Source organism: Halobacillus massiliensis, from assembly GCF_900166625.1.
Classification (GTDB): domain Bacteria; phylum Bacillota; class Bacilli; order Bacillales; family Halobacillaceae; genus Halobacillus_A; species Halobacillus_A massiliensis.
Window position 1 is genome coordinate 356,975 of the sequence record NZ_LT800499.1, and the last position, 20,470, is coordinate 377,444.

The window sequence follows — 20,470 nt, forward strand, 5'->3', positions numbered from 1 at the left end:
CGAACAATAACCCTGTCTAAAACCGCGAATTTGTAGTATAATAATAATAGACTAATTTGGTCGGAGGGTTGTTTTGATGAGGTTTCGTACAAACGAGCAGGCTGAAAGCTTAATCCATTCTGCTAAAGCTTCTATGGCTATTGAAGGTCTTCAGTTGACGAAAAAGGAAGAAAGCCTTGTAAAGAAACGCTTAACAGGCTCGATCACTGAAAAGGAGTTTTTAAAGCGAGCATTGGAATTAGCCCGTCATGCCTGAGTCCAGGTATGGAAGCGGCAAATCACGATATTGCTATGAAGGAACATCCATTCTTATCAATAATTATGATATAAAAGATGATCGTCAGCTCCAGAGTATGGAAAACATACTTTCAGCCCAGCGGCTGTCCGAACTGCAGGAAAAACCGGTGGAAGGGGAGTTCGATCTCCGGCATTTACAGCGGATACATGAATGCTTATTTAAAGGCTTGTATCCATTTGCCGGGGAGCTTCGAACTGAAAATATAACGAAGGGCGGTTTTTCTTTCGCCCAGGCCCAATTTATCAGGGAAGCTGCAGACCCCATTTTTTCTGAACTGCTTGAGGAAGACTGGGAGCATATGAACCGTGAAAAGCTGGCCGGTCGATTAGCATATTACATGGCAGAGATTAACGTGCTGCATCCATTTCGCGAGGGGAATGGAAGAAGCTTAAGGGAATTTGCCCGCTGTCTTGCTTTAGAAGCGGGATTCTCACTGGACTGGTCTGCTGTACCGCGTGAAGAAGTATTTGAAGCAAGCGTTGATTCTGTTCCAAACAGGCTTGAGAGCGTTATACACCGATCGTTAAGCCGTAAATAAGAAGAGGTCGTACTTTATCGTGCGGTCTTCTTTTTTTATATGTTTTTATCAGAATAATCAGAACTGAGGAGGTTCATATTATGTCGATTACACTACGCGAGATATGGAAGGCTAAGAAACGGATTGATCCAATCATTGAACGGACACCGCTTATATATTCGGAGGCTCTTTCGTTGAAAACTGGAAATCATATCCACCTCAAGCTGGAAAACTATCAGCCGACAGGCGCTTTTAAACTAAGAGGTGCAGCTAACAAGATTCTCTCGCTTTCTGATGAAGAAAAAGCAAAAGGAGTAGCAACCTTCTCTACCGGTAACCACGGAATAGCCGTATCCTATGTTGCTAAACAGCTTGGGATAAGAGCTGTCGTTTTTATATCAAATCGAGTGCCGAAGGAGAAAGTAAACAGGCTGAAGAGACTTGGGGCCGAGGTGGTCATTGTTGGAGAGAATCAAGATGATGCGGAAGCCGAGTGCTATGAACTTGAAAGAAAAGAAGGGGTAACTGTTATAAAACCGTTTGATGATCCTTATGTTATTTCAGGGCAGGGGACCATTGGACTTGAAATAATGGAACAATGCCCGGAAGTAGAGGAAGTGATTATTCCGTTATCAGGTGGAGGACTGTTGTCCGGAATTGCTTATACACTCAAAGAGATGGTACCTGAAATTATAATCCAGGGTGTATCTATGGAAGGGTCTGCGGTCATGAATGAAAGCTTAAAGCAGGGAGCTCCAGTAGTGATGAAAGAGTCCGCTACATTAGCCGACAGCCTGCTTGGGGGCCTAGGTCCGAATAATGATTATACGTTCACCTTAACGAGGGATTATATCGATGAAAGTGTTCTTGTATCGGAAGAATTAATAAAAAAAGGAATGGTTTTTATGATGGAATATCATAAAATGATCGTAGAAGGAGCTGCAGCCGTCGGGGTGAGCCATGCGCTTAACCAAGATGATCAAAGAGGCAGACATATTGTCATCTTGATCAGCGGCAATAATGTCGATCATCAGGCCATTTGCGATTTGTTATAAATTCAATCGGTGGGGGGGCAGTAACATGGGAATGCAAGTAAGAGAGGTTTTACAGCTGCCTGTAATGGCGCCGGCAAAGATTTTATCAGGAAATCATCTGCTTAGCGAAAGAGAAATAGAATGGATATCCGTTATTGAAACGCCAGTCGAGAATTTTGTGAGAAAAAATGAATTCGTATTAAGTACAGGCATAGGATGCAGTGATGACCCTGAGGCGCTTGAAGATTACGTGAAAGATGTCATTGATTCGGGGGCTTCAGCTTTGGCATTTGCCACAGGCCGCCACCTTTTTAAGATTCCGGACAGAGTATTGAAAGCTGCTGAGGAGCAGCAGTTTATAGTACTGGAACTGCCATGGGAAGTCCGCTTTGGGGATGTGCTTCATGATGTATTATCAGAAATTAATGAGAAGAAACAACTGGAGCAAAAGCAGGCAGAACAAATCAGGCAGGAGCTCATCAACTGTGTACTGAATGGAAAAGGTCTTCAGGAAATTATGAAAATCGTTTATGAGAATACTAATATTCCTGTCGCGATCAGCGATCATAATAAAATTGTCCGAGCTAATTATTATTTTAAACGACATATGATTGATGTGTTGAACGGAGATGCGGAAGGTGAGTATAAACTTCTGCCTTCAGAAGAAACACCTTTTAAAGATCATCCACTCTATCACTATATCGAAGAGTTTCAAATCGGAGAAGACCGCTGCTATCAGCTGACGATTTTATCCAATTATAAAAAGCAGGGATACCTGCTTTTTAAACCAGAAACAACGGGTGAGCTGACATGGTCTAATTTAAATATTTTAGAACATGCTCTTACGGCCTGTGCTTTGTATTTTGTAAAAGAAAATGCGATTGAAATGACGGAAATTCGTCTTAAAGACAATTTTCTGCTTGATTTAGCTAAAAAAGATATTGAGATGGATAAACAGCTTCAGTCGAAAGCGCAGCTGCTTGGATATGACTTAAGCAAGCCTTATATTTGCCTTGTCGGTGAGATTCGCTTTTCAAAAGCAGCCGATGATTTAATTAAAGGATCGGAGCATTCCGTTTTGTCTTCCTCTATGCACAGCCGTAACTACTATATTCAAAAAGAAGTAGCACATGCGGGAGATGTGCTGAAAAGAAGAACAATGGCGACTTTTGAAGATGGAGAGGTCATCGTCTTTTTAGAAGCTGATAACAGCAGCTCCTATGTTGAAACTGCTAATCAATTTCTTGATTTAGTGGAGCGGCGATTGAATGAATTGTTGGCGGGTCTTAATATTTCCTGGGGAATATCGATGAATAAAGACGGAATTTATACTTTTAACAAAAGCTATAATGAAGCAGTTACTGCATTTAACATCGGCCGTCAGCAACATGAGCTGGGTGAACGAACGTTTTTCAGCGACACGCGTATGAATCGGCTGCTTATGGCTTTAAGTCATGAGAAGGAAATTGAAGAAATTGTTAAAAATACGCTTCATAAGCTAATTGAATATGACCAGAAACGGCAAACCGATTTGATTCATACGTTTATTGTTTATAACAAATACAACAGCAATGTCAGCCAGACAGCGCGTGCGTTAAACCTGCACCGTCAATCGCTGCTCCACAGGCTGCGTAACATCGAACAGCTGACAGGGCTCTCGCTTTTAAATGCGGATGATATGTTTCTGCTTGAGCTTAGTGTAAGACTTTGGATGCTGAAGAAAGTGGAAAATTAGAGCAAAGATAGGGGATGTCCTGTAGTCTTTGAAAGACTGTAAGGATAGCCCCTTTTAAGCTCTTAGCCTTCGAAATTTCGATCGGGAACCATGACTTTCTCTGTTCCGCTTTCCGTAACGGTGGAGCGCATTTTGATCACCCATTGGTCCTGATCTTTATCATAAGTCATACTTTCAACAGCAAGGGCATTGCCGCGGTCTACCTCAGACAAGGCACTGGCAAGAGCCTGATTTTCATTTAAGTCGGCACCTTCTGTATCTTCAGGTTCCTGGACACTGACTTCCCCGGCTTCTGCCTGCATTGGATAAGATTCGGCAACAGGGCCGTCTATAGTGACTTCGACAAATTTACCAAGCCACATGTCCTTTTCGACCCCTGTAATCCAAATCGGTGAGCCCCCGTTATTTTCAATTTTATCTACAACGAGGATACTGTTTTCCTGCTGATCCATAACATATCCAGAAAAGGTGTCGTTATCCGGCTGTTTATCTGCAGGCTCTTCTGTTCCTTCCTGACTGCTGCACCCAACAATAAGTAAGAGCAATAGTAATCCCCATTTTTTCATTGTGCAGACTCCTTTATAAAAATCTGGTGAAACAATTTAGACTTTACACCCATTTTAAAGCTCTTTCACAAAATGTTACACCTTATTTCATGACAAATCAAAGAACCTTTGATAAGATATTACCATCCAATTGAATATTTTTTAAACTACTAGGGGGGCCCAACTTGGGCTGAGAGGAAAGCAATTCTTTCCGACTCTTATGCACCTGATCTGGTTAATACCAGCGGAGGGAAGTAGTGACGTAACTGTCTATTACTTATACATAAGCCAGCTCCTCTAGAGAAGCTGGCTTTTTCTGCTTTCTCCTTTAGAATTCTTACCCCCTTATAGAGAAGGGAGGATGTAAATGAGCCGCACTCGTTTATTAACGACGATGGCTGTATTCGTGGCGATAGGCACATTTAGTGCTCAGTTGATATGGTTTCCGGCAGGGATCGCCAAAGCTTATCCGGTACAGCATGCGGTAAACGTTATGGCTGCCATCACCTTAGGACCGATCCCCGCTGTCAGCATAGCGTTTACGATTGGTTTACTGAGAAACCTGCTGGGCCTGGGAACACTGCTTGCTTTTCCAGGAGGCATGGTGGGAGCCTTGCTTGCCGGATGTTTTTACAAGTGGCTAAAACGGAAAGGAGCCGCACCTGTAGGGGAAGTTATCGGTTCAGGAGTGATAGGTGCCCTGTTTGCTGTCCCTTTTGCACAAGTATTAATGGGAAGTCCTGCAGGTGCCTTTGCTTTTGTTCCATCGTTTCTAATCAGCAGCATCAGCGGATCACTGCTTGGGTGGTTCGTCACATTAAAAATATTGAAAACGGCAAAAATTCCACAGCTTTCACACTAAAAGGAGGAGAATTGTATGAGTTTTACAGAAGATCTCAGAAGGGAAAACAATGATATATTCGAAGCGATTTTTCAGCACCCGTTTGTTGATGGAATTGGTAAAGGAGAAGTACCTGATGAGTCCATTTCCCATTACATTAAAGCCGATTATGAATATTTGAATGCTTTTATGCGTATCTACGGCATTGGAATTTCTAAGTCGGCAGATCGTAAAGACATTGAATACTTTAATGAACAGATTTCTTTCACATTGGATAGTGAAACACATCCTCATCAAAATTTTTGCAAAGTAATAGGCGTGGGATATGACGAGCTTCACGGATATCCGCTCCCGCCGACAGCTGACCATTATGTAAAGCATATGGAGCATCACGCTTTAAACGGCAGCTTAGGAGAACTTATTGCAGCTGTCCTGCCCTGTCCGTGGACTTACCTTGAAATAGGGCAGCATCTCATGGAAAAGTACCAACCCTCTAAAGAGCATAAATTTTACCCATGGATTAAATTTTACGCAGACTTAGAATTTGAAACATTATCTGAAAATATGTGCAGACGCCTCGATGAACTGGCCGAACAAGCTTCAGAAACTGATCGTGAACGGATGAAAGAAGCATTTCGTAAAAGCTGCCAGCTTGAGTGGAAATTCTGGGACATGGCTTTCACTTGTGAAGAATGGCCGGAAGGTAAAGAGGTGAACATTCGATGAAACGCGTATCTACAGCATTAACTATTGCAGGAACGGATCCAAGTGGAGGGGCCGGCATTCAGGCTGATTTAAAAACGTTTCAGGAACTTCAAAGCTATGGAATGAGTGTTATAACTTCTGTCGTTTCGCAGAATACAACAGGTGTTAAGGATGTCCATCACCTGCCTGCAGATTTTATAAAAAGCCAACTTAAAGCTGTTTCTGATGATATTGCGATAGATGGATTTAAAACAGGAATGATCGCCACCAATGAAATGATGAAAGTCATCGCTGATTGGATTCCACAAACGTCAGCTCCTTATGTAATGGATCCTGTTATGGTAGCCACAAGCGGTGATTCTCTTATCGATGAAGAGGCAAGAAGCCTGTTGAAAGAACACCTGCTTCCTCTTACTTCATTAGTAACACCCAATATACCAGAAGCAGAATTTTTACTGTGTGTGAAAATAAAAAACACAGAAGATATGAAATTTGCAGCAGAAGAGATTTGTAAAAGATTCCAGGCAGGTGCTGCTTTAGTCAAAGGAGGACACTTAGAAGGGGAAGCCGTGGACTATTTATTTGACGGGTCTAATATGCATACCTTCTCAAGTGAACGGATTGAGACAAAAAACACCCATGGAACAGGGTGTACCTACAGTGCAGCTATTACAGCTTATCTAGGTCAGGGGGTGCCGCTTCCACTGGCTGTTGAAAAATCAAAACAGTTTGTAACGGAAGCGATACGCTATTCATTTAATCTTGGAAAAGGAAACGGTCCAACCAACCATTTTGCAAGCAGGGAGGGAGTAAAAGATGACAATTAAGCTGGTTAACGAAGTCCGGGAAAACAAGCCGCTGATTCATAATTTAACCAATCAGGTTGTCATGAATTTCAGTGCCAATGGTCTTCTCGCCTTTGGAGGGTCACCGATTATGGCAATGGCTGTAGAGGATGCCGCTGATATTGCCCGCTTATCGGATGGGGTTTTGATCAACATTGGCACTTTAACAGAACAGCATCTTCAAGCGATGATTCTGGCAGGTAAGGCAGCCAATGAAAAAGGAATTCCTGTCGTAATTGATCCTGTCGGAGTAGGAGCTTCCGAGTTTAGAACAGAAGCTTTTAAAAGAATTATCAATGAAGTGAAGCCGGCAGCTATTAAAGGAAATCTGGGTGAAATGGCACATATCATCGGTGTCTCTGTGGAAACGAAAGGTGTCGATTCAGTCGGTGAAGGAAATGAAGAAGAAGTTGCAAAAAAAGTATCCGAACAGTTCGATACGCTTGCGCTTATTACAGGGAAAACCGATGTTATCAGTGATGGCAGCGAAGTGATTCGTAATGAGACAGGCCATGAATGGCTTGGCAGAATTACAGGTTCCGGGTGCCTGCTCGGTTCTATTTTAGCCGCTTGTCTTTCCACATCCGGTTCTCCTTTAGACCAAGCTCATGCGGCTGTCCGTTTTTATGGTCTTGCTGCTGAGAAGGCGGCCCGCCACCGTAATGTAAATGGTCCTGGAACGTTTGCGGCAAGGTTTATTGACGCCCTTTCTATGGACTTAACAAAAGTGGAGGAAGCGTAGGATGTGTCTTACAGACCAGTTAAGAAAATATTTAATTATGGGTTCTCAAAATTGTGAACGGCCTCCTGAGGAAATTTTACAGGATGCGATTGACGGAGGAATTACTGCTTTTCAATTTCGAGAAAAAGGACCTGGATCTTTATCGGGTCATAAAAAATTAGAGCTTGGTCAAAGGCTCCGTGAGCTTTGTCGAAACCATGATATTTTATTTATTGTAAATGATGACATGGAATTAGTGGAACCCTTAGAAGCAGACGGCATTCATGTTGGACAGGATGACCAGCCTGCCGAAGAGCTTAGAAGGCTTTATCCCGATAAAATTATCGGTCTTTCCATTTCTAATGAAGAAGAGCTTAAGAGAAGCCCTGTCGATGTCATCGATTACCTTGGAGCCGGTCCGGTCTATCAAACGTCTACAAAAGTAGATGCTAAAGAAGCTGTAGGCGTTGAATGGATCCAGCGCGTTAAAAGTCTTTATCCTAATGTGCCACTCGTTGGAATCGGGGGGATTACACAAGACAATGCTAAAGATGTGATTAGAGCCGGAGCGGAAGGTGTATCCTTTATTACAGCCGTCACAATGGCTCCTGATATAAAAAAAGCTGTCTCTCAATTATAGAGAGACAGCTTTTTTTATGCAGTCCATTTAAAAAATCAATAATATTTTGTGAAAAATGTGTGACAATAATAGGAATAATTTGTTACAATTAAATATAATAATATGAATGCGGTTTCATAAAACATTTACGTAAGGAGATGATTGCTGTGGGAATCACTTTTATGTTCATGCTTCTCGCCACAATTACACCATTTTTATTAATCCAGATGAATAAGCTTACACTGGCTATTGTTCAGAGCGTCCTGCTTGTGGGGATGTGGCTGTACTTTCTTGAAGCGACATTTAATATTGCTCCTGGAGCCTTCTCATATCTCTGGGTATTCTTCTACTTGAGCTTGTTTGCGGCAGAAGTGGCCTATATTATGTATGTGATTTACCTTGTAAAAACACCAGCGCCTTTCAGCAAAATAGTAGGTGAGTAATATTTAATCTCAAGGGGAGGGACTTCCTCTTCTACCGATATAAATAAAAACCCCTTTTCCTAAAATGGAAAAGGGGTTTTTATTTAACTAACTGTCCGCTTTACTTGTACATGATAAAGCTGAAGAACAGCCTGAACAAAAGCAACGCCTGCCAGAAGAACAAGAACGAATTTTGGTGAATAACTGGTATAGAAAGCTCCCCAGAGAGCTGAGGCTGTCAGTATAATACATAGCGTAAAGCCTAATACATGCTTCCAGGGTAATAAGTTCATCTCCTGGTGTGGATAGATATCTTTATTTTTTTCCATTAGTTCCTCACCGCCTGATTCGTTTTAGTGGCCTTCATGCTCTTCCTGGTCCATCTGGTGCTGTTCACTGTCAGAATCGTTGTGTCCGCCATTATCGTCATGGTTATGTGTAAATCCAAAGGACATCGTGAATAGGGAGCCTGCTACTACTATGGCTGCCAGTACGAATCCGTGAAACATCATATTCCATGGGACATGGCCGCCGCCGCTTGCTTTTTCTGTGATGTGCATAAACATGAACAGCTGTATACAAGCCTGAAGAACAGCCAATACCATAATGGAAATAACGATCCATGTTGTCGGCATATCTGAACCCAACACTGCCCATACGGCAAGAAACGTTAAACCAATTGATGCTAGAAAGCCGATAATGTGCTGTGTCGGTACGCGTTTAGATTGATTTGCCATTTATAACACCATCCCAATCAAGTACACGCCTGTAAATATGAAAATCCAAATGACATCAAGGAAGTGCCAGTATAAGCTTACAATGAATGTTTTACGGCTTGTTACTGGTGTAATTCCCCGCTGTTTTAATTGAATCATCAGGAGAATGGCCCAGCCAATCCCTAAAGTAACGTGCAGCCCGTGAGTTCCTGCAAGGACGAAGAAGGCAGACCAGTAAGCACTGGACGGTAATGAAGCCCCTTCGTGTACATAGTGAACGAATTCAAAGATCTCAAAGCCAAGGAATCCCAGTCCTAAAGCCAGCGTAATGGAAAGCCAGATGATAAGGCCTTTTAGGTTTCCTCTTCGCATTTCGCTTATGGCAATGCCACACGTGAAACTACTGATGAGAAGGAGGAATGTCATAACTAGTACAATTCCTGGTTCAAACAGCTCAGCAGGTACCGGTGCATCAGCCGTACGTCCGAACAGTACAGCATACGTGGCAAACAAGGTGGAAAACAGGACAACTTCGGCTCCAAGGAAGATCCAGAAGCCGAGAATTCCCATTCGTCCTTCTAGAGTTCGATATTCTAATGGTCCTGATTTAAGTTCGTGGCCACTCATTTACGTAACCCCCTTGCTGAGCGTTCTGTCCGCTTAATTTCATCAACTTGTACATAAAAACCGTCATCATAATCAAAGGACCTGATCCCCATACAGACAACCACTGCAATTAAGCCGGCAATGGCTAGTGGAATCCATTCAAAAATAAGGGCAAAGCTGGCGAAGCCGGCAAATGCCATCATAATGATCGGCTTTCCAGAATTACTTGGCATATGAATCGGTTCAAGCTGGTCCTCTTCAAATGTCGTAACGCCTTTTTTCTTCATTTCAAGGAAGGCGTCATGATCATTTACATGAGGGACAGTCGCAAAGTTATAGAATGGAACCGGAGTAGGTGTTGCCCATTCCAAAGTCCGCGCATCCCATGGATCGCCAGTTGTTTCGCGCGGGCTGTTTCGGTAACTGTAATAGATGCTAAATACGAAGATCGCAAAACCAACACCCATTCCGAAAGCACCTACGGTTGAAATAACGTTGAGCGGCATCCATTCTGGAATAATTGAGAATACCCGTCGCGGCATTCCGTCAAGACCAACGAAATACTGAGGGAAGAAGCATACATGGAAGCCGATAACAAACCACCAGAAGCTCCATTTTCCAAGTCTTTCATTAAGCTGGTGACCAAACATCTTAGGATACCAGTACACAAGACCTGCGAAGCAGGCAAATACGGTACCTGCAATTAACACGTAGTGGAAGTGTGCTACTAGGAAATACGTGTTATGGAACTGATAATCGGCGGCTGCCATACCGAGCATAACCCCGGTGACACCACCCATAACAAAACTCGGGATAAACGCCAGAGACCACATCATGGCGACTGACATCTTAATTTTCGATTTATATAAGGTTCCAAGCCAGTTGAATATTTTAACCCCTGTCGGTACAGCAATTAACATAGTGGAAACAGAGAATACAGAGTTAACGAATGCTCCAGCTCCCATTGTGAAGAAGTGGTGTACCCAAACGAGAAAGCTTAATCCAGCAATTAAAATCATAGACCAAACCATCGCTTTGTATCCAAACAGGCGTTTTCTCGCAAATGTTGCAATAATTTCAGAGAAAATACCAAAAGCCGGCAGAATTACGATATAAACCTCTGGGTGTCCCCACATCCAGAACAGGTTCGCCCACATCATCGGCATTCCTTCACCCGTAAGCGTAAAGAACTGTGCACCGAAAATACGGTCGATCGTCATAAGAGCTAAAGCTACTGTTAAGATCGGGAACGCGAAAACAATAATAAAGGATGTGACCAAAGTAGACCACGTGAAAATCGGCATTTGGAACAATTTCATTCCTGGTGCACGCATCTTAAGGATGGTTACCATAAAGTTAATACCGGTAGCCAATGTACCAATCCCTGATAATTGCAAGCCCATCAGGTAGAAGTTCTGGCCTGGACCAGGACTCATCGCTGCCCCCGCTAAAGGAGTGTAGCTTGTCCAGCCTGCATCAGGTGATCCCCCGATAACGAAGGAAATATTAAACAAAAGAGCACCAAACAGGAAGGACCAGAAACTCATGGCGTTTAAGAATGGAAACGCCACGTCCCGGGCTCCAATTTGAAGCGGTACAACTACGTTCATTAATCCAATGAGGAACGGCATTGCCATAAAAATGATCATTACTGTTCCATGGGTCGTAAAGATTTCATCATAGTGTTGTGCATTTAAAAAGTTCATATTAGGAAAGGCTAATTGTGTTCTCATCATTAGGGCGTCAGCGCCGCCTCTAAACAACATGACTAAAGCACTTAAGATATACATAATTCCAATTTTTTTATGATCAACAGTCGTTAACCACTCTCGCCATAGCCAGCCCCACTTTTTAAAATAAGTAAGGATGAAGATGATGGCGGAACTAACGAGCACGATGGAAACCATCCCACCGTATATGAGCGGTTCGCCTGTAACAAAAAACTCATCGAGTTTCATGATGTCACCAACTCTCTTTCAGTATTAATGATCACTGTCTTTGTCTTCATCGTCGTTATCCAGCTTGTCTTCTTCAGGATGAAATCCGACGTATTCGTTGTCATTTGCCAAGTGCATCAGCTCACTGTAAGCATCAAGGTGCTGATTAATCGCATAATCACGGCCTTCGTTAGTTCCATGATCTACAAATTCAAGGTGAGTCGTTGAAAATTCTGCTGTATCTTCCATAAGGCCAGGTTCAAGCATAGCGATATATTGGTCTTCCGTGAGCTCGGGCGCCTCATTCTGCACTTGCCCTACCCAGCTCTCGTAGTCCTCGGAGCTTTCTGCGTAAACTTCAAAGGTTTGTTTTGCAAAGCCTTCACCATTAAAGTTAGAGTTTCGCCCATCATATACTCCTTCTTCATCTGCTTGAAGATAGAGTTTATTTTCCATACCGGCCATATTATATTTCATTCCTCCTAGTTGAGGAATCCATAGGGCGGCCATTGAATCAGCTGAGGAGAGGCGGAACTCAATCGGCCGATCGGTTGGGATGTGTAAGTAATCAACGGTTTCAATACCTTCTTCCGGATAACTGAAAAACCATTTCCAGTCTGCTGCCGTCGCATAAATTACAAGCGGCTCTTCATTAGTAGTAGAAACTGTCGGTTCTTCCAGATCATATAGAAGAGTAACCGTAGGAATAGATAAAGCAATGACGATAATAAAAGGAATAATCGTCCATACAACTTCTAACTTGGTATTACCGTGCTGGTTGGGATCATAGTCTTTATCACCGCGGCCCGGACGGTCACGATACTTAAATACCAAATAGGCAAATAAGGCAAATACTACAACTACGATGAATAACATGAAATAGATTGAGTACATAATCAAATCTCTCTGGCTTTCAGCTACAGGTCCTTTAGGATCAAGAACCATCATTTCGCTACAGCCACTGAGAAAAATGACAAGACCAAGCGGCAGAAAAGCCAGCCATCTTTTTATATTCACGTGTTGACACACTCCTTTACACAATAGATGTTATCGTTGGAATCCATTTCATAAATAAAAGCCCTTGAAGGAAGAGCTGAAAGATTATGAAATAAATTCAATAATATTATTAAGCGCTGAAAATAGTATAGCAGAATCGGTCGAATTTTAGAGTTTGTTAACAAAAATGTCAAAGAAAGATCACGATTCTGATGAATTTTAGACACAAATTATTCAAATTTAAAGTGGTTTTTATAACAAATGAGGAAAAAAGAGTTAAAAACTGTAGAAAAATGGAGGGGCGGGAGGGATACAACAGGGAATAAGTAAGACTGCCGAGCGGTTATCGACAGCCTTACTCCATGGAAAAATACAGCGGATAATGTAAGCTGCATTTTTCATTAAATGGGTGGCGGCAGCTGGGGCAGCGGGGGGTATTCATATATTGCTCAATCGTTAATTCATTCTGACAGTTTCCACACAGTATAGCTTTCGTATTGAAATGTTCTTTTGGCCATTTCTGTGGAGGGTGATCAGCTGCTTCTTCGTGACAGTAGTAACATGAATAATAGGTTTGGCAGCAATAAAATTTAATAGCAATAATATCAATATCTGTATGGTAGTGAGCGCAGCGGGTTTTCTCATCAACTTTTACGCCGAGAACTCGATGGCGTTCCATACGACGGCCTCCTTTAACGGCTGAATTTTAGGCGATTTGGGGTTTGCGTCTTAAGTGGACGATAGCGTACGCGATTACGGCAGACATCAAGGAAACAACAAATGGAAGATAATTCACGTTTCCAAAAGAGGTGACCGCTGTGTGTACAGCTGGTTCAGATAGGGGAGGTTCATATGAAAATGTTAACAATATTCCAGCGACCGTCTGGAAAATAAAAAATAATATAATGAAACTAGTGATAAATACTAGAAACCCCTTCACTCGAAATCTTCCTTTCCATGATGGTAAGTTTTTTTAGTACATAATGAAATAATTAATAAAATTAGGCCTATAAAGCCTATGATAAACTCAGCGATAAAAAAATCGCCATCTCTCATGAGACGTATGACGAACTGTCCACCGAAAATACCAAAAATGAGTAAACCAAAATAGAGAAGCCACTGAGAACGATTCACCCTACAGGCTCCTTTCTTTAAAACGTTTGATATTCCTTATACGAATAAGAAGAGAAATCGTTTCATTTCCTTAGAAATTCCCATGTAAACCACCGGCCATGACCATCGGTTTCTCCAATAACGAGTTCCTTAGTTTCTCCATTTATAATCATATCTAAATGAAGTTTTTCATCCCACATATTATTATATAAATGTACGATGTTTCTTGATTGTCCGATCTGTTTGAGCGTTTCTTCAAGCTGATATTTTACTTCATTTACAATCTGATTGGCTACATGCGTGTGAAACACACAAACGATAGAATCATCGGGTATCTGTTCGATAATTTCCGGAAGCAAGTCCACACCGTTTCCTTCAATCAACTGCAGTTGGTTTTGCTGAACGATCTGCGCTGCTTTTAAAAATTGTTCTCTTCTTTCATGGTGTTCCGGCCAAATTAAAGCTTTCAGCCATGCTAAATCTTCCTCATTTTTCAAATCGTTAACGTGAAGGTCAATTCCAAATCTGTGAGAAACCGGCGGTGGCAGGACTGGCAGCACAGGAAATGTCCCACTTTTAATCTCAGCTTCAATTGTCACACTAGCATTAGGAGTACCGCTGGTTATAATGCCATCATAACAATAGCGGTAATGATCCCATAATAACTGCAAGCCAGCACTCGTCCCAATTTCAATAAGAGCTAGCGGCTTATTGAACTGTTCATGTACATAAGAAAAGCAAGGATAGAGATAACTGCATCGGCCCACTTCGTTTGTTTGAACAAGCTTGCTTTTTAAAAGTTTTCGTATTTCACTGGCATTAAGGCGGCAGAAATCTCTAAATTCAAGGAAAGCCTCCTCTTTTCTTAGAGGATGTAAAGTAAGGCTTGGGAAATATTTACGGAGAGGATGGTTGTTTCCTTGAAGAAGAAGATAATGGACACTACCGAGAAGCAGATTAGGATTGGGCTGATCTTTGTTAGCAGCAGCCGCAAGTTCCAGAATTTCCTCATCTTCCGCGATCTTTTCCGATAAAAAACTATACAATACACTTGATCCTTTTTGGGCTTCCTTGGAAAAGCGTTTGTATAAGGGGGACAACTGGAGTGGTTTCATACAAAAGAGTCTCCTTCCAGATGGAAATATGTACCTTTATATGGTAACATGGCCATTTAAAATAGGGAGCGGTTCTTACATATAAAAAATCTTCCACTTTCCTTCCTATATGGTAAAATGTTTTATGAATCAAAGATAGTAAAAGGCTGGTTGTTCCTTCTTCTCTTTGGTACAAAGACATAATGAAATGAAAGGCGTGAGTCCCTGAGAAAGGGGGAAGGAAATATGACGAATTTCGAAGAACGCTTCGATTGGAAGCTTTTTTTTACGATGTGTTTATTTTTAGCAATAAGCTGCTTAGCTTTATATAGCGCTCAGCAAAGTCCTCAATATAATGATAACTTTATGGTCAAGCAGATTGTTTGGTATATTGCGGGTTTTACAGTTATAGCAGGTATGCTTTATTTTGAACCTGATTTTTACAAAAAAATAAGCTGGCCTCTCTTTATTGCTGGTCTCGTCGTCCTTTTGGTATTAATGATTGCTCCTGCTTCTATAGCGCCTATAGTCAAGGGGCAAAAAAGCTGGTTTATTTTCCCTGGTTTGGGAAGTATTCAGCCATCAGAGTTTATGAAAGTCGCTACTATTTTACTTCTGGCAAATGTCGTAACGGAACACAATGAGAAATCACGAGTAAAGGATTTAAGAAACGATTTAATGCTGCTCGGGAAAATTGTCGGTGTAACCGCGCTGCCTCTGTTGCTTATTATGCAGCAGCCTGATTTGGGGACCGCCCTTGTGTTTATAGCCATCATGTCGGGAATGATCGTTATTTCCGGAGTGAGATGGCGTGTGATTTTGCCGATATTTGGCGGAATCGGAGCTGTAGGCACAACCGTCATTTGGATGGCGATTCAATTTCCGCAGCTTCTCGATCAATACTTAGGAGTAAAGCCGTATCAGCTCGGTCGAATATATGCCTGGCTGAACCCTCAACAGTACAGCTCGTCTGAAGGCTTTCAGCTTATTAGAGCGATGAGAGCCATTGGATCAGGGCAGATGTATGGAAAAGGTTTCGGAGAGAGAGAAGTTTATCTTCCGGAAGCTCAAACGGATTTTATTTTCAGCATCATTGGTGAAGAGTATGGATTTTTAGGGAGCTGTGTCGTTCTACTGGCCTTTTTCCTGTTTATTTACAGATTGACTACTATTGCCTCAAGAGCCAATCATAAGTTCAGCAGTTATGTTATGGTCGGGCTTATCTGTATGGTGTCCTTCCACGTGTTTCAAAATATAGGGATGTCCATTCAGCTGCTTCCGATTACGGGAATTCCACTACCGTATATCAGCTATGGGGGAAGCTCGGTGCTGGCCTTTTTAATAGCGGCCGGCCTTGCCTTTACGATATCGTTCCATCACCGGACTTTTATGTTTGGAGAAAATTAAACCGGAATATATTCTTTATTCAGCCCGCATTTTTCGCGGGCTTTTTATTTTGTGAAAAAGCTTGGAATACTTGATTCTCACTTAAAAGGGTAGACTGTTCCGTTTAACATGGCATAGAGAACCGGGCCTGGGGAAAGACTCGCTTTCCATGGGCGAACGGTGAGCTTCCTCAGGCTAAAGCCTTCCGGGATCTCACCCTGTTCTTCCTCCCATAGGAGTCTCGCCGTTTCCCCCGGCCCTTTATGTTTTCTTAGAGTAACGGAACCATAATGCAAGAGGACTAAGGTATAGGATCTTCTTCCAAAAATAGTGTTCCGTTTACACCATCAACGGTAAAGTGGATGGGAAATGGCGAGACTCCTGCAGGGAGATAGAGCCGTGGTGAGATCCGCGAGTGCAACGAGCTAGCTCACCGGCTCCCCGCGGAAAGCGAGCTATTTCCCAGCCGCTTTTCTCTTTCACAGTAAATGGAACCGTCTTTACCCTCCTCAAATATGTGTATAAAATAGTGAAAATTACTAGGCTCCTGCAGGGAGATAATGAGATCCGTGAGTGCACCGAGCTAGCTCATTGGCTCCCCGCGGAAAGCGAGTCATTTCCCAGCCGCTTTTTTCTACTCTCGGTAACCAGAAAAGCACTTTTTCTGACATTAAAAATACATGCATTCCTATGAATTTGCTTCTTCCAATCAAAAAAAATAAGACAAAAATAAACCAAAAGGATGTCGAGATTTTTCTCGGCATCCTTATTTTTACCGTCAAACAGAGCTGATAAATGTCGAAGGTTAGTCCAGGGTTTTGAAAAAGCATTTTTGTATAAAAAGCAAAAGAAAAACTTCATACATTTTTTACATTACATAGAAAAACACAAATGAATAGAATGAAATTAGAAATAAAAATATTCAGATAATGGGGGAGGGATCGTATTGGTACTGCCATTTGATATTTTAGAATATCACCAGCGTTTACAGGATACGAAAAGAAGGATGGCTGATAAAGGGATAGAGGTTCTTCTGATTACAGACCCGGCGAACATGAATTACTTATCAGGCTATGATGCGTGGTCTTTTTATGTTCATCAGATGCTCGTAATCGTCATCGATGAGCCTCAGCCGATTTGGATCGGACGCCTTCAGGACGCAAATGGTGCCAGAGCGACGACTTGGATATATGAAGAAAATGTGATTGCTTACCCTGATTATTATGTTCATTCCAATACCCATCACCCGATGGATTTCATTTCAGAAATCCTGACACAAATTGGTCAGGGAAACCGGACGATTGGTGTAGAGATGGATCATTACTATTTTACAGGAATGGCACTGGAGCGTTTAAAGAAAGGCCTTCCAAATGCTAAAATTCTCGACGCCTCTTTACTTGTGAATTACGTAAGAATGGTGAAGTCAGACCAGGAAATTGAATATATGAAGAAAGCAGCGATCATTGCTGATCTTGCAATGGCGAAGGGAGTAGATAGCATAAGGGCCGGACAGAGAGAGTGTGATACGGCTGCTGACATCTACTACCAGCTTGTAAGGGGGACACCGGAGTTTGGCGGAGATTATCCATCCATTGTTCCGCTGCTGCCGACAGGCGACCATACATCTATTCCGCATTTAACATGGTCAGACCGGCCGTTTGTAGATGGAAGTCCTGTGATTCTTGAATTGGCAGGCTGCTTCAAACGGTACCATGTCCCTTTGGCACGAACTGTTTCAATCGGTGAACCGAGTGAGAAGCTATGTGCTTTAGCGCCGGTTGTTCTTGAAGGAATAGAAAATGTGCTCACAGCGGCTAAGCCCGGAGTTACGTGCAGTGATCTTGAAGAAGTATGGAGAAAGTCGATTAAAAAATACGGGTTTGAAAAGGAATCCCGGCTCGGCTATTCTGTCGGTTTGAATTATCCGCCAGACTGGGGAGAGCATACGGCCAGTATTCGAAAAGGAGATATGACGGTACTTCAGCCGAATATGACGTTCCACCTTATTCCTGCCCTTTGGTTTGATTATGATGGTATTGAAATTAGTGAAACCTTCCGTGTAACTGAGACTGGTTGTGAACGGTTCACGACCTACCCGCAGGAATTGATCGTAAAGAGCGAGCCATCGATCTTCGAGGTAAACAGCGGCGACCAAATCAGTTAAGGGGGCGATGAAAATTCAGTTATATAAACGAGATGAAATTGAGCGTGTGATCCGACTGGATACAGACCTCATTCAGGAAGTGGAAACAGCATTTACAGCATTGGCAACAAAGCGGGTAACCATGCCGCCGATTATGAGGATAGATGTCCCGGAGCATAATGGCGAAGTAGATATTAAATCTGCTTATATCGAAGGAGTTGACAGCTTTGCTGTCAAACTCTCTTCAGGATTTTTCAATAATCCAGAAATCGGGCTGCCCAGTGCTAATGGGATGATGATTTTATTAAATTCAAAAACGGGAGAACCGCAGGCCATTTTTGCAGACAACGGGCTGCTGACAGATTTAAGAACAGCTGCTGCAGGAGCTGTCGCAGCAAGTTATCTCAGCCGTCGGGACAGCAGAACAGCTGGTATTATCGGCACAGGTGCCCAAGCACGTTATCAGCTGCAGGCGCTGCTGGCCGTTCGTCCTATTGAAAAGGCCATTGTATATGGCAGGAACGAAAAGAAAGCGTCATGCTTTAAACAGGATATGGAGAATACACTCGGAATATCAGTACAGACAGCGGATACTCCTGAAGAAGCTGTCAGGAACAGTGATGTCGTTGTGACCACGACTCCATCTACTGAACCTATCGTGAATGGGGACTGGCTGTCGCCTGGTGTTCACGTTACGGCTATGGGTTCCGATGCGGAACATAAAAAAGAACTGAAACCAAGTGCGATTGATAAAGCTGATCTCTTTGTCTGTGACACCATCGAGCAGTCAAAAAGATTGGGAGAACTAAGGGAGATTCACTCTGGAGGGCTGACTCCTATTGAGCTGGGAGAAATTACTTCCGGCCATAGGCAAGGCCGTTCAAGCAAAGATCAAATTACCATTTGTGATCTGACAGGGACGGGTGTGCAGGATACAGTAATTGCTCGTTATGCCTATCATTTACTGGAATATAAGGAGGAAGATATTCATGAAAGACGCTAAATTCGCAACAAAATCAATTTGGGCTGGAGAAAAAGACGCACTCGCTTTTGGAGCTACACAGGTGCCGGTCGTGCACAGTGTTTCCTTTGGATATGACGATATGGATGAATGGTATGAAGTTGCGGTCGGAAACAAAGAAGGACATATTTATGGCCGAAATACGAATCCGACTGTCGGTGCTTTCGAAGAGAAAGTACGGATTTTAGAAAATGCTGAAGCGGCAACCAGTTTTTCTACAGGAATGGCTGCGATTAGTAATACACTCGGTACTTTTCTTCAGCCAGGTGACAGAATTATTTCTATTAAAGACACGTATGGCGGTACAAATAAAATTTTTACAGAGTTTCTTCCAAAACAACAGATCGAAGTAGTTCTTTGTGATACAGGGGATCATGAAGCAATCGAGCGTGAAGTGGCCAAAGGCTGTAAAGTTCTGTATTTAGAAACACCAACAAACCCAACGGTGAAAATTACAGATATTAAGCGGATGGCGAAGGCTGGAAAAACAGTAGGAGCCACTGTAGTGATCGACAATACCTTTGCAACACCAGTTAATCAGAATCCACTTGATTTAGGAGTGGACCTCGTTCTGCACAGTGCCACGAAGTTCCTGGGAGGGCATGCTGATGCATTAGGCGGCGTCCTCTGTGGAAGCAAGGAACTTGTGGAACAGGTGTATCACTATAGAGAAATCAACGGGGCAACACTTGATCCGATGGCTGCATATCTTCTGCTTCGCGGAATGAAAACCCTGCACCTCCGTATTGAAAAACAAAATAAAAACGCTATGGAGATCGCTGAATTCCTTAAAGGCTTTGACATAGTAGAAGGTGTGAATTATCCAGGGCTTCCTGAACATCCGGGCCATGAAATTGCAAAAGAACAGATGAAAGGCTTTGGCGGCATGCTTAGCTTTTCAGTAAAAGGCGGTGTCGATACGGTTCGTCACCTGCTTCCTAAGCTCAAGTATGCGAACCGTGCAGCCAACCTTGGATCGGTTGAAACCGTAGTAGGTCCTGCCCGTACTACAAGTCATGTGGAATGTACGCCGGCTGAGCGTGCAGCTATGGGAATTCCAGAGGGGCTTATCCGCTATTCAGCCGGTATTGAAGACATTGAGGACTTAAAACAAGATCTTACAGAAGCCTTTACATCCCTTCCTGCGGCAGTGCTGCAGAACTAAAGAGGGGAATG

At 42.7% G+C, this 20,470-nt stretch carries 23 protein-coding genes and 1 riboswitch; of the genes, 14 read left to right on the forward strand and 9 right to left on the reverse strand.

Translation table 11 applies throughout. The features are described from left to right. Positions 1–76 precede the first annotated feature (76 nt). The 4 genes from B7E06_RS01855 to B7E06_RS01870 all read left to right on the forward strand — a co-directional run bounded on the left by B7E06_RS01855 (position 77) and on the right by B7E06_RS01870 (position 3,584). The gene (locus B7E06_RS01855) at positions 77–256 is read left to right on the forward strand and encodes a hypothetical protein (protein ID WP_082232319.1); all 180 of its coding nucleotides are present in this window, start codon (positions 77–79) and stop codon (positions 254–256) included. Then, entirely contained in the window at positions 249–836 is a 588-nt protein-coding gene (locus tag B7E06_RS01860) for a Fic/DOC family protein (RefSeq protein WP_082232321.1), read from the forward strand. The genes B7E06_RS01855 and B7E06_RS01860 overlap by 8 nt, the downstream gene beginning before the upstream one ends. Positions 837–916: 80 nt before the next feature. After that, entirely contained in the window at positions 917–1,870 is a 954-nt protein-coding gene (locus tag B7E06_RS01865) for a threonine/serine dehydratase (RefSeq protein WP_082232323.1), read from the forward strand. 25 nt (positions 1,871–1,895) lie between these two features. Next, on the forward strand, positions 1,896–3,584 hold the full coding sequence (locus tag B7E06_RS01870; RefSeq protein WP_082232325.1) for a PucR family transcriptional regulator: 1,689 nt from the start codon (positions 1,896–1,898) through the stop codon (positions 3,582–3,584). Positions 3,585–3,646: 62 nt separating this feature from the next. Here the strand turns inward: B7E06_RS01870 and B7E06_RS01875 are convergent, their stop codons facing one another. Further along, on the reverse strand, positions 3,647–4,150 hold the full coding sequence (locus tag B7E06_RS01875; RefSeq protein ID WP_082232327.1) for a DUF3221 domain-containing protein: 504 nt from the start codon (positions 4,148–4,150) through the stop codon (positions 3,647–3,649). 141 nt (positions 4,151–4,291) lie between these two features. Further along, positions 4,292–4,399: riboswitch (TPP riboswitch) on the forward strand. A 97-nt stretch (positions 4,400–4,496) separates the two neighbouring features. Between B7E06_RS01875 and thiW the strand changes: the two genes are divergently transcribed. The 6 genes from thiW (at position 4,497) to B7E06_RS01905 (ending at position 8,303) form a co-directional block, all read left to right on the forward strand. Beyond that, positions 4,497–4,991, forward strand: coding sequence for an energy coupling factor transporter S component ThiW (thiW, locus tag B7E06_RS01880; protein ID WP_082232329.1), 495 nt, complete (start codon positions 4,497–4,499; stop codon positions 4,989–4,991). Positions 4,992–5,006: 15 nt separating this feature from the next. Then, positions 5,007–5,696: a thiaminase II gene (gene tenA / locus B7E06_RS01885; protein WP_082232331.1), complete on the forward strand. Its 690-nt coding sequence runs from the start codon at positions 5,007–5,009 to the stop codon at positions 5,694–5,696. Then, positions 5,693–6,502 carry a bifunctional hydroxymethylpyrimidine kinase/phosphomethylpyrimidine kinase gene (gene thiD / locus B7E06_RS01890; RefSeq protein WP_082232333.1) on the forward strand — a complete coding sequence of 270 codons (810 nt, stop codon included), beginning with the start codon at positions 5,693–5,695 and terminating at the stop codon, positions 6,500–6,502. The genes tenA and thiD overlap by 4 nt, the downstream gene beginning before the upstream one ends. Next, a complete protein-coding gene (gene thiM / locus B7E06_RS01895) occupies positions 6,492–7,262 on the forward strand; it encodes a hydroxyethylthiazole kinase (protein WP_082232335.1) in 771 nt (256 codons plus the stop codon). Before thiD ends, thiM begins: the two co-directional genes overlap by 11 nt. A gap of 1 nt (position 7,263) precedes the next feature. Next, the gene (gene thiE, locus B7E06_RS01900) at positions 7,264–7,881 is read left to right on the forward strand and encodes a thiamine phosphate synthase (RefSeq protein ID WP_082232337.1); all 618 of its coding nucleotides are present in this window, start codon (positions 7,264–7,266) and stop codon (positions 7,879–7,881) included. Positions 7,882–8,027: 146 nt separating this feature from the next. After that, positions 8,028–8,303: a hypothetical protein gene (locus B7E06_RS01905; RefSeq protein ID WP_082232339.1), complete on the forward strand. Its 276-nt coding sequence runs from the start codon at positions 8,028–8,030 to the stop codon at positions 8,301–8,303. An 83-nt stretch (positions 8,304–8,386) separates the two neighbouring features. Here the strand turns inward: B7E06_RS01905 and B7E06_RS01910 are convergent, their stop codons facing one another. The 8 genes from B7E06_RS01910 to B7E06_RS01950 all read right to left on the reverse strand — a co-directional run bounded on the left by B7E06_RS01910 (position 8,387) and on the right by B7E06_RS01950 (position 14,765). Continuing rightward, positions 8,387–8,611: a cytochrome C oxidase subunit IV family protein gene (locus B7E06_RS01910; RefSeq protein ID WP_082232341.1), complete on the reverse strand. Its 225-nt coding sequence runs from the start codon at positions 8,609–8,611 to the stop codon at positions 8,387–8,389. Positions 8,612–8,635: 24 nt separating this feature from the next. Then, positions 8,636–9,019: a cytochrome aa3 quinol oxidase subunit IV gene (qoxD, locus tag B7E06_RS01915; protein ID WP_082232343.1), complete on the reverse strand. Its 384-nt coding sequence runs from the start codon at positions 9,017–9,019 to the stop codon at positions 8,636–8,638. Continuing rightward, positions 9,020–9,625 carry a cytochrome aa3 quinol oxidase subunit III gene (gene qoxC / locus B7E06_RS01920; protein ID WP_082232345.1) on the reverse strand — a complete coding sequence of 202 codons (606 nt, stop codon included), beginning with the start codon at positions 9,623–9,625 and terminating at the stop codon, positions 9,020–9,022. Then, positions 9,622–11,562, reverse strand: coding sequence for a cytochrome aa3 quinol oxidase subunit I (qoxB, locus tag B7E06_RS01925; protein ID WP_082232347.1), 1,941 nt, complete (start codon positions 11,560–11,562; stop codon positions 9,622–9,624). The genes qoxC and qoxB overlap by 4 nt, the downstream gene beginning before the upstream one ends. A 24-nt stretch (positions 11,563–11,586) precedes the next feature. Further along, positions 11,587–12,558, reverse strand: a complete 972-nt coding sequence (gene qoxA / locus B7E06_RS01930; protein ID WP_245807652.1) for a cytochrome aa3 quinol oxidase subunit II — start codon at positions 12,556–12,558, stop codon at positions 11,587–11,589. Positions 12,559–12,892: 334 nt separating this feature from the next. Continuing rightward, positions 12,893–13,216, reverse strand: coding sequence for a CHY zinc finger protein (locus B7E06_RS01935; RefSeq protein ID WP_082232349.1), 324 nt, complete (start codon positions 13,214–13,216; stop codon positions 12,893–12,895). Positions 13,217–13,243: 27 nt separating this feature from the next. Beyond that, positions 13,244–13,477 (reverse strand): hypothetical protein, encoded by a 234-nt coding sequence (locus B7E06_RS01940; protein WP_082232351.1) that lies wholly within the window; start codon positions 13,475–13,477, stop codon positions 13,244–13,246. Positions 13,478–13,733: 256 nt separating this feature from the next. Then, positions 13,734–14,765, reverse strand: a complete 1,032-nt coding sequence (locus B7E06_RS01950) for a DUF2332 domain-containing protein (RefSeq protein WP_082232355.1) — start codon at positions 14,763–14,765, stop codon at positions 13,734–13,736. A gap of 225 nt (positions 14,766–14,990) precedes the next feature. Between B7E06_RS01950 and B7E06_RS01955 the strand changes: the two genes are divergently transcribed. From B7E06_RS01955 to B7E06_RS01975, 4 genes are all read left to right on the forward strand, one after another. Beyond that, positions 14,991–16,151, forward strand: a complete 1,161-nt coding sequence (locus B7E06_RS01955) for an FtsW/RodA/SpoVE family cell cycle protein (protein ID WP_082232357.1) — start codon at positions 14,991–14,993, stop codon at positions 16,149–16,151. Positions 16,152–17,082: 931 nt separating this feature from the next. Next, positions 17,083–18,294, forward strand: coding sequence for a M24 family metallopeptidase (locus tag B7E06_RS01965; RefSeq protein ID WP_082235868.1), 1,212 nt, complete (start codon positions 17,083–17,085; stop codon positions 18,292–18,294). 7 nt (positions 18,295–18,301) lie between these two features. After that, positions 18,302–19,276: a cyclodeaminase gene (locus B7E06_RS01970; protein ID WP_143414434.1), complete on the forward strand. Its 975-nt coding sequence runs from the start codon at positions 18,302–18,304 to the stop codon at positions 19,274–19,276. After that, the gene (locus B7E06_RS01975) at positions 19,263–20,459 is read left to right on the forward strand and encodes a cystathionine gamma-synthase family protein (RefSeq protein ID WP_082232361.1); all 1,197 of its coding nucleotides are present in this window, start codon (positions 19,263–19,265) and stop codon (positions 20,457–20,459) included. Before B7E06_RS01970 ends, B7E06_RS01975 begins: the two co-directional genes overlap by 14 nt. The last annotated feature ends 11 nt before the right edge of the window (positions 20,460–20,470 follow it).

Excerpts from the sequence above, each read along its gene's own strand:
- thiD (WP_082232333.1), top strand. The coding sequence starts at position 5,693 with ATGAAACGCGTATCTACAGCATTAACTATTGCAGGAACGGATCCAAGT.
- B7E06_RS01910 (WP_082232341.1), bottom strand. The coding sequence starts at position 8,611 with ATGGAAAAAAATAAAGATATCTATCCACACCAGGAGATGAACTTATTA.
- B7E06_RS01865 (WP_082232323.1), top strand. The coding sequence starts at position 917 with ATGTCGATTACACTACGCGAGATATGGAAGGCTAAGAAACGGATTGAT.
- B7E06_RS01975 (WP_082232361.1), top strand. The coding sequence starts at position 19,263 with ATGAAAGACGCTAAATTCGCAACAAAATCAATTTGGGCTGGAGAAAAA.
- qoxB (WP_082232347.1), bottom strand. The coding sequence starts at position 11,562 with ATGAAACTCGATGAGTTTTTTGTTACAGGCGAACCGCTCATATACGGT.
- tenA (WP_082232331.1), top strand. The coding sequence starts at position 5,007 with ATGAGTTTTACAGAAGATCTCAGAAGGGAAAACAATGATATATTCGAA.
- qoxC (WP_082232345.1), bottom strand. The coding sequence starts at position 9,625 with ATGAGTGGCCACGAACTTAAATCAGGACCATTAGAATATCGAACTCTA.
- B7E06_RS01935 (WP_082232349.1), bottom strand. The coding sequence starts at position 13,216 with ATGGAACGCCATCGAGTTCTCGGCGTAAAAGTTGATGAGAAAACCCGC.
- qoxD (WP_082232343.1), bottom strand. The coding sequence starts at position 9,019 with ATGGCAAATCAATCTAAACGCGTACCGACACAGCACATTATCGGCTTT.
- B7E06_RS01970 (WP_143414434.1), top strand. The coding sequence starts at position 18,302 with ATGAAAATTCAGTTATATAAACGAGATGAAATTGAGCGTGTGATCCGA.
- thiE (WP_082232337.1), top strand. The coding sequence starts at position 7,264 with ATGTGTCTTACAGACCAGTTAAGAAAATATTTAATTATGGGTTCTCAA.
- B7E06_RS01860 (WP_082232321.1), top strand. The coding sequence starts at position 249 with ATGCCTGAGTCCAGGTATGGAAGCGGCAAATCACGATATTGCTATGAA.
- B7E06_RS01855 (WP_082232319.1), top strand. The coding sequence starts at position 77 with ATGAGGTTTCGTACAAACGAGCAGGCTGAAAGCTTAATCCATTCTGCT.
- thiW (WP_082232329.1), top strand. The coding sequence starts at position 4,497 with ATGAGCCGCACTCGTTTATTAACGACGATGGCTGTATTCGTGGCGATA.
- thiM (WP_082232335.1), top strand. The coding sequence starts at position 6,492 with ATGACAATTAAGCTGGTTAACGAAGTCCGGGAAAACAAGCCGCTGATT.
- B7E06_RS01950 (WP_082232355.1), bottom strand. The coding sequence starts at position 14,765 with ATGAAACCACTCCAGTTGTCCCCCTTATACAAACGCTTTTCCAAGGAA.
- B7E06_RS01870 (WP_082232325.1), top strand. The coding sequence starts at position 1,896 with ATGGGAATGCAAGTAAGAGAGGTTTTACAGCTGCCTGTAATGGCGCCG.
- B7E06_RS01955 (WP_082232357.1), top strand. The coding sequence starts at position 14,991 with ATGACGAATTTCGAAGAACGCTTCGATTGGAAGCTTTTTTTTACGATG.
- B7E06_RS01875 (WP_082232327.1), bottom strand. The coding sequence starts at position 4,150 with ATGAAAAAATGGGGATTACTATTGCTCTTACTTATTGTTGGGTGCAGC.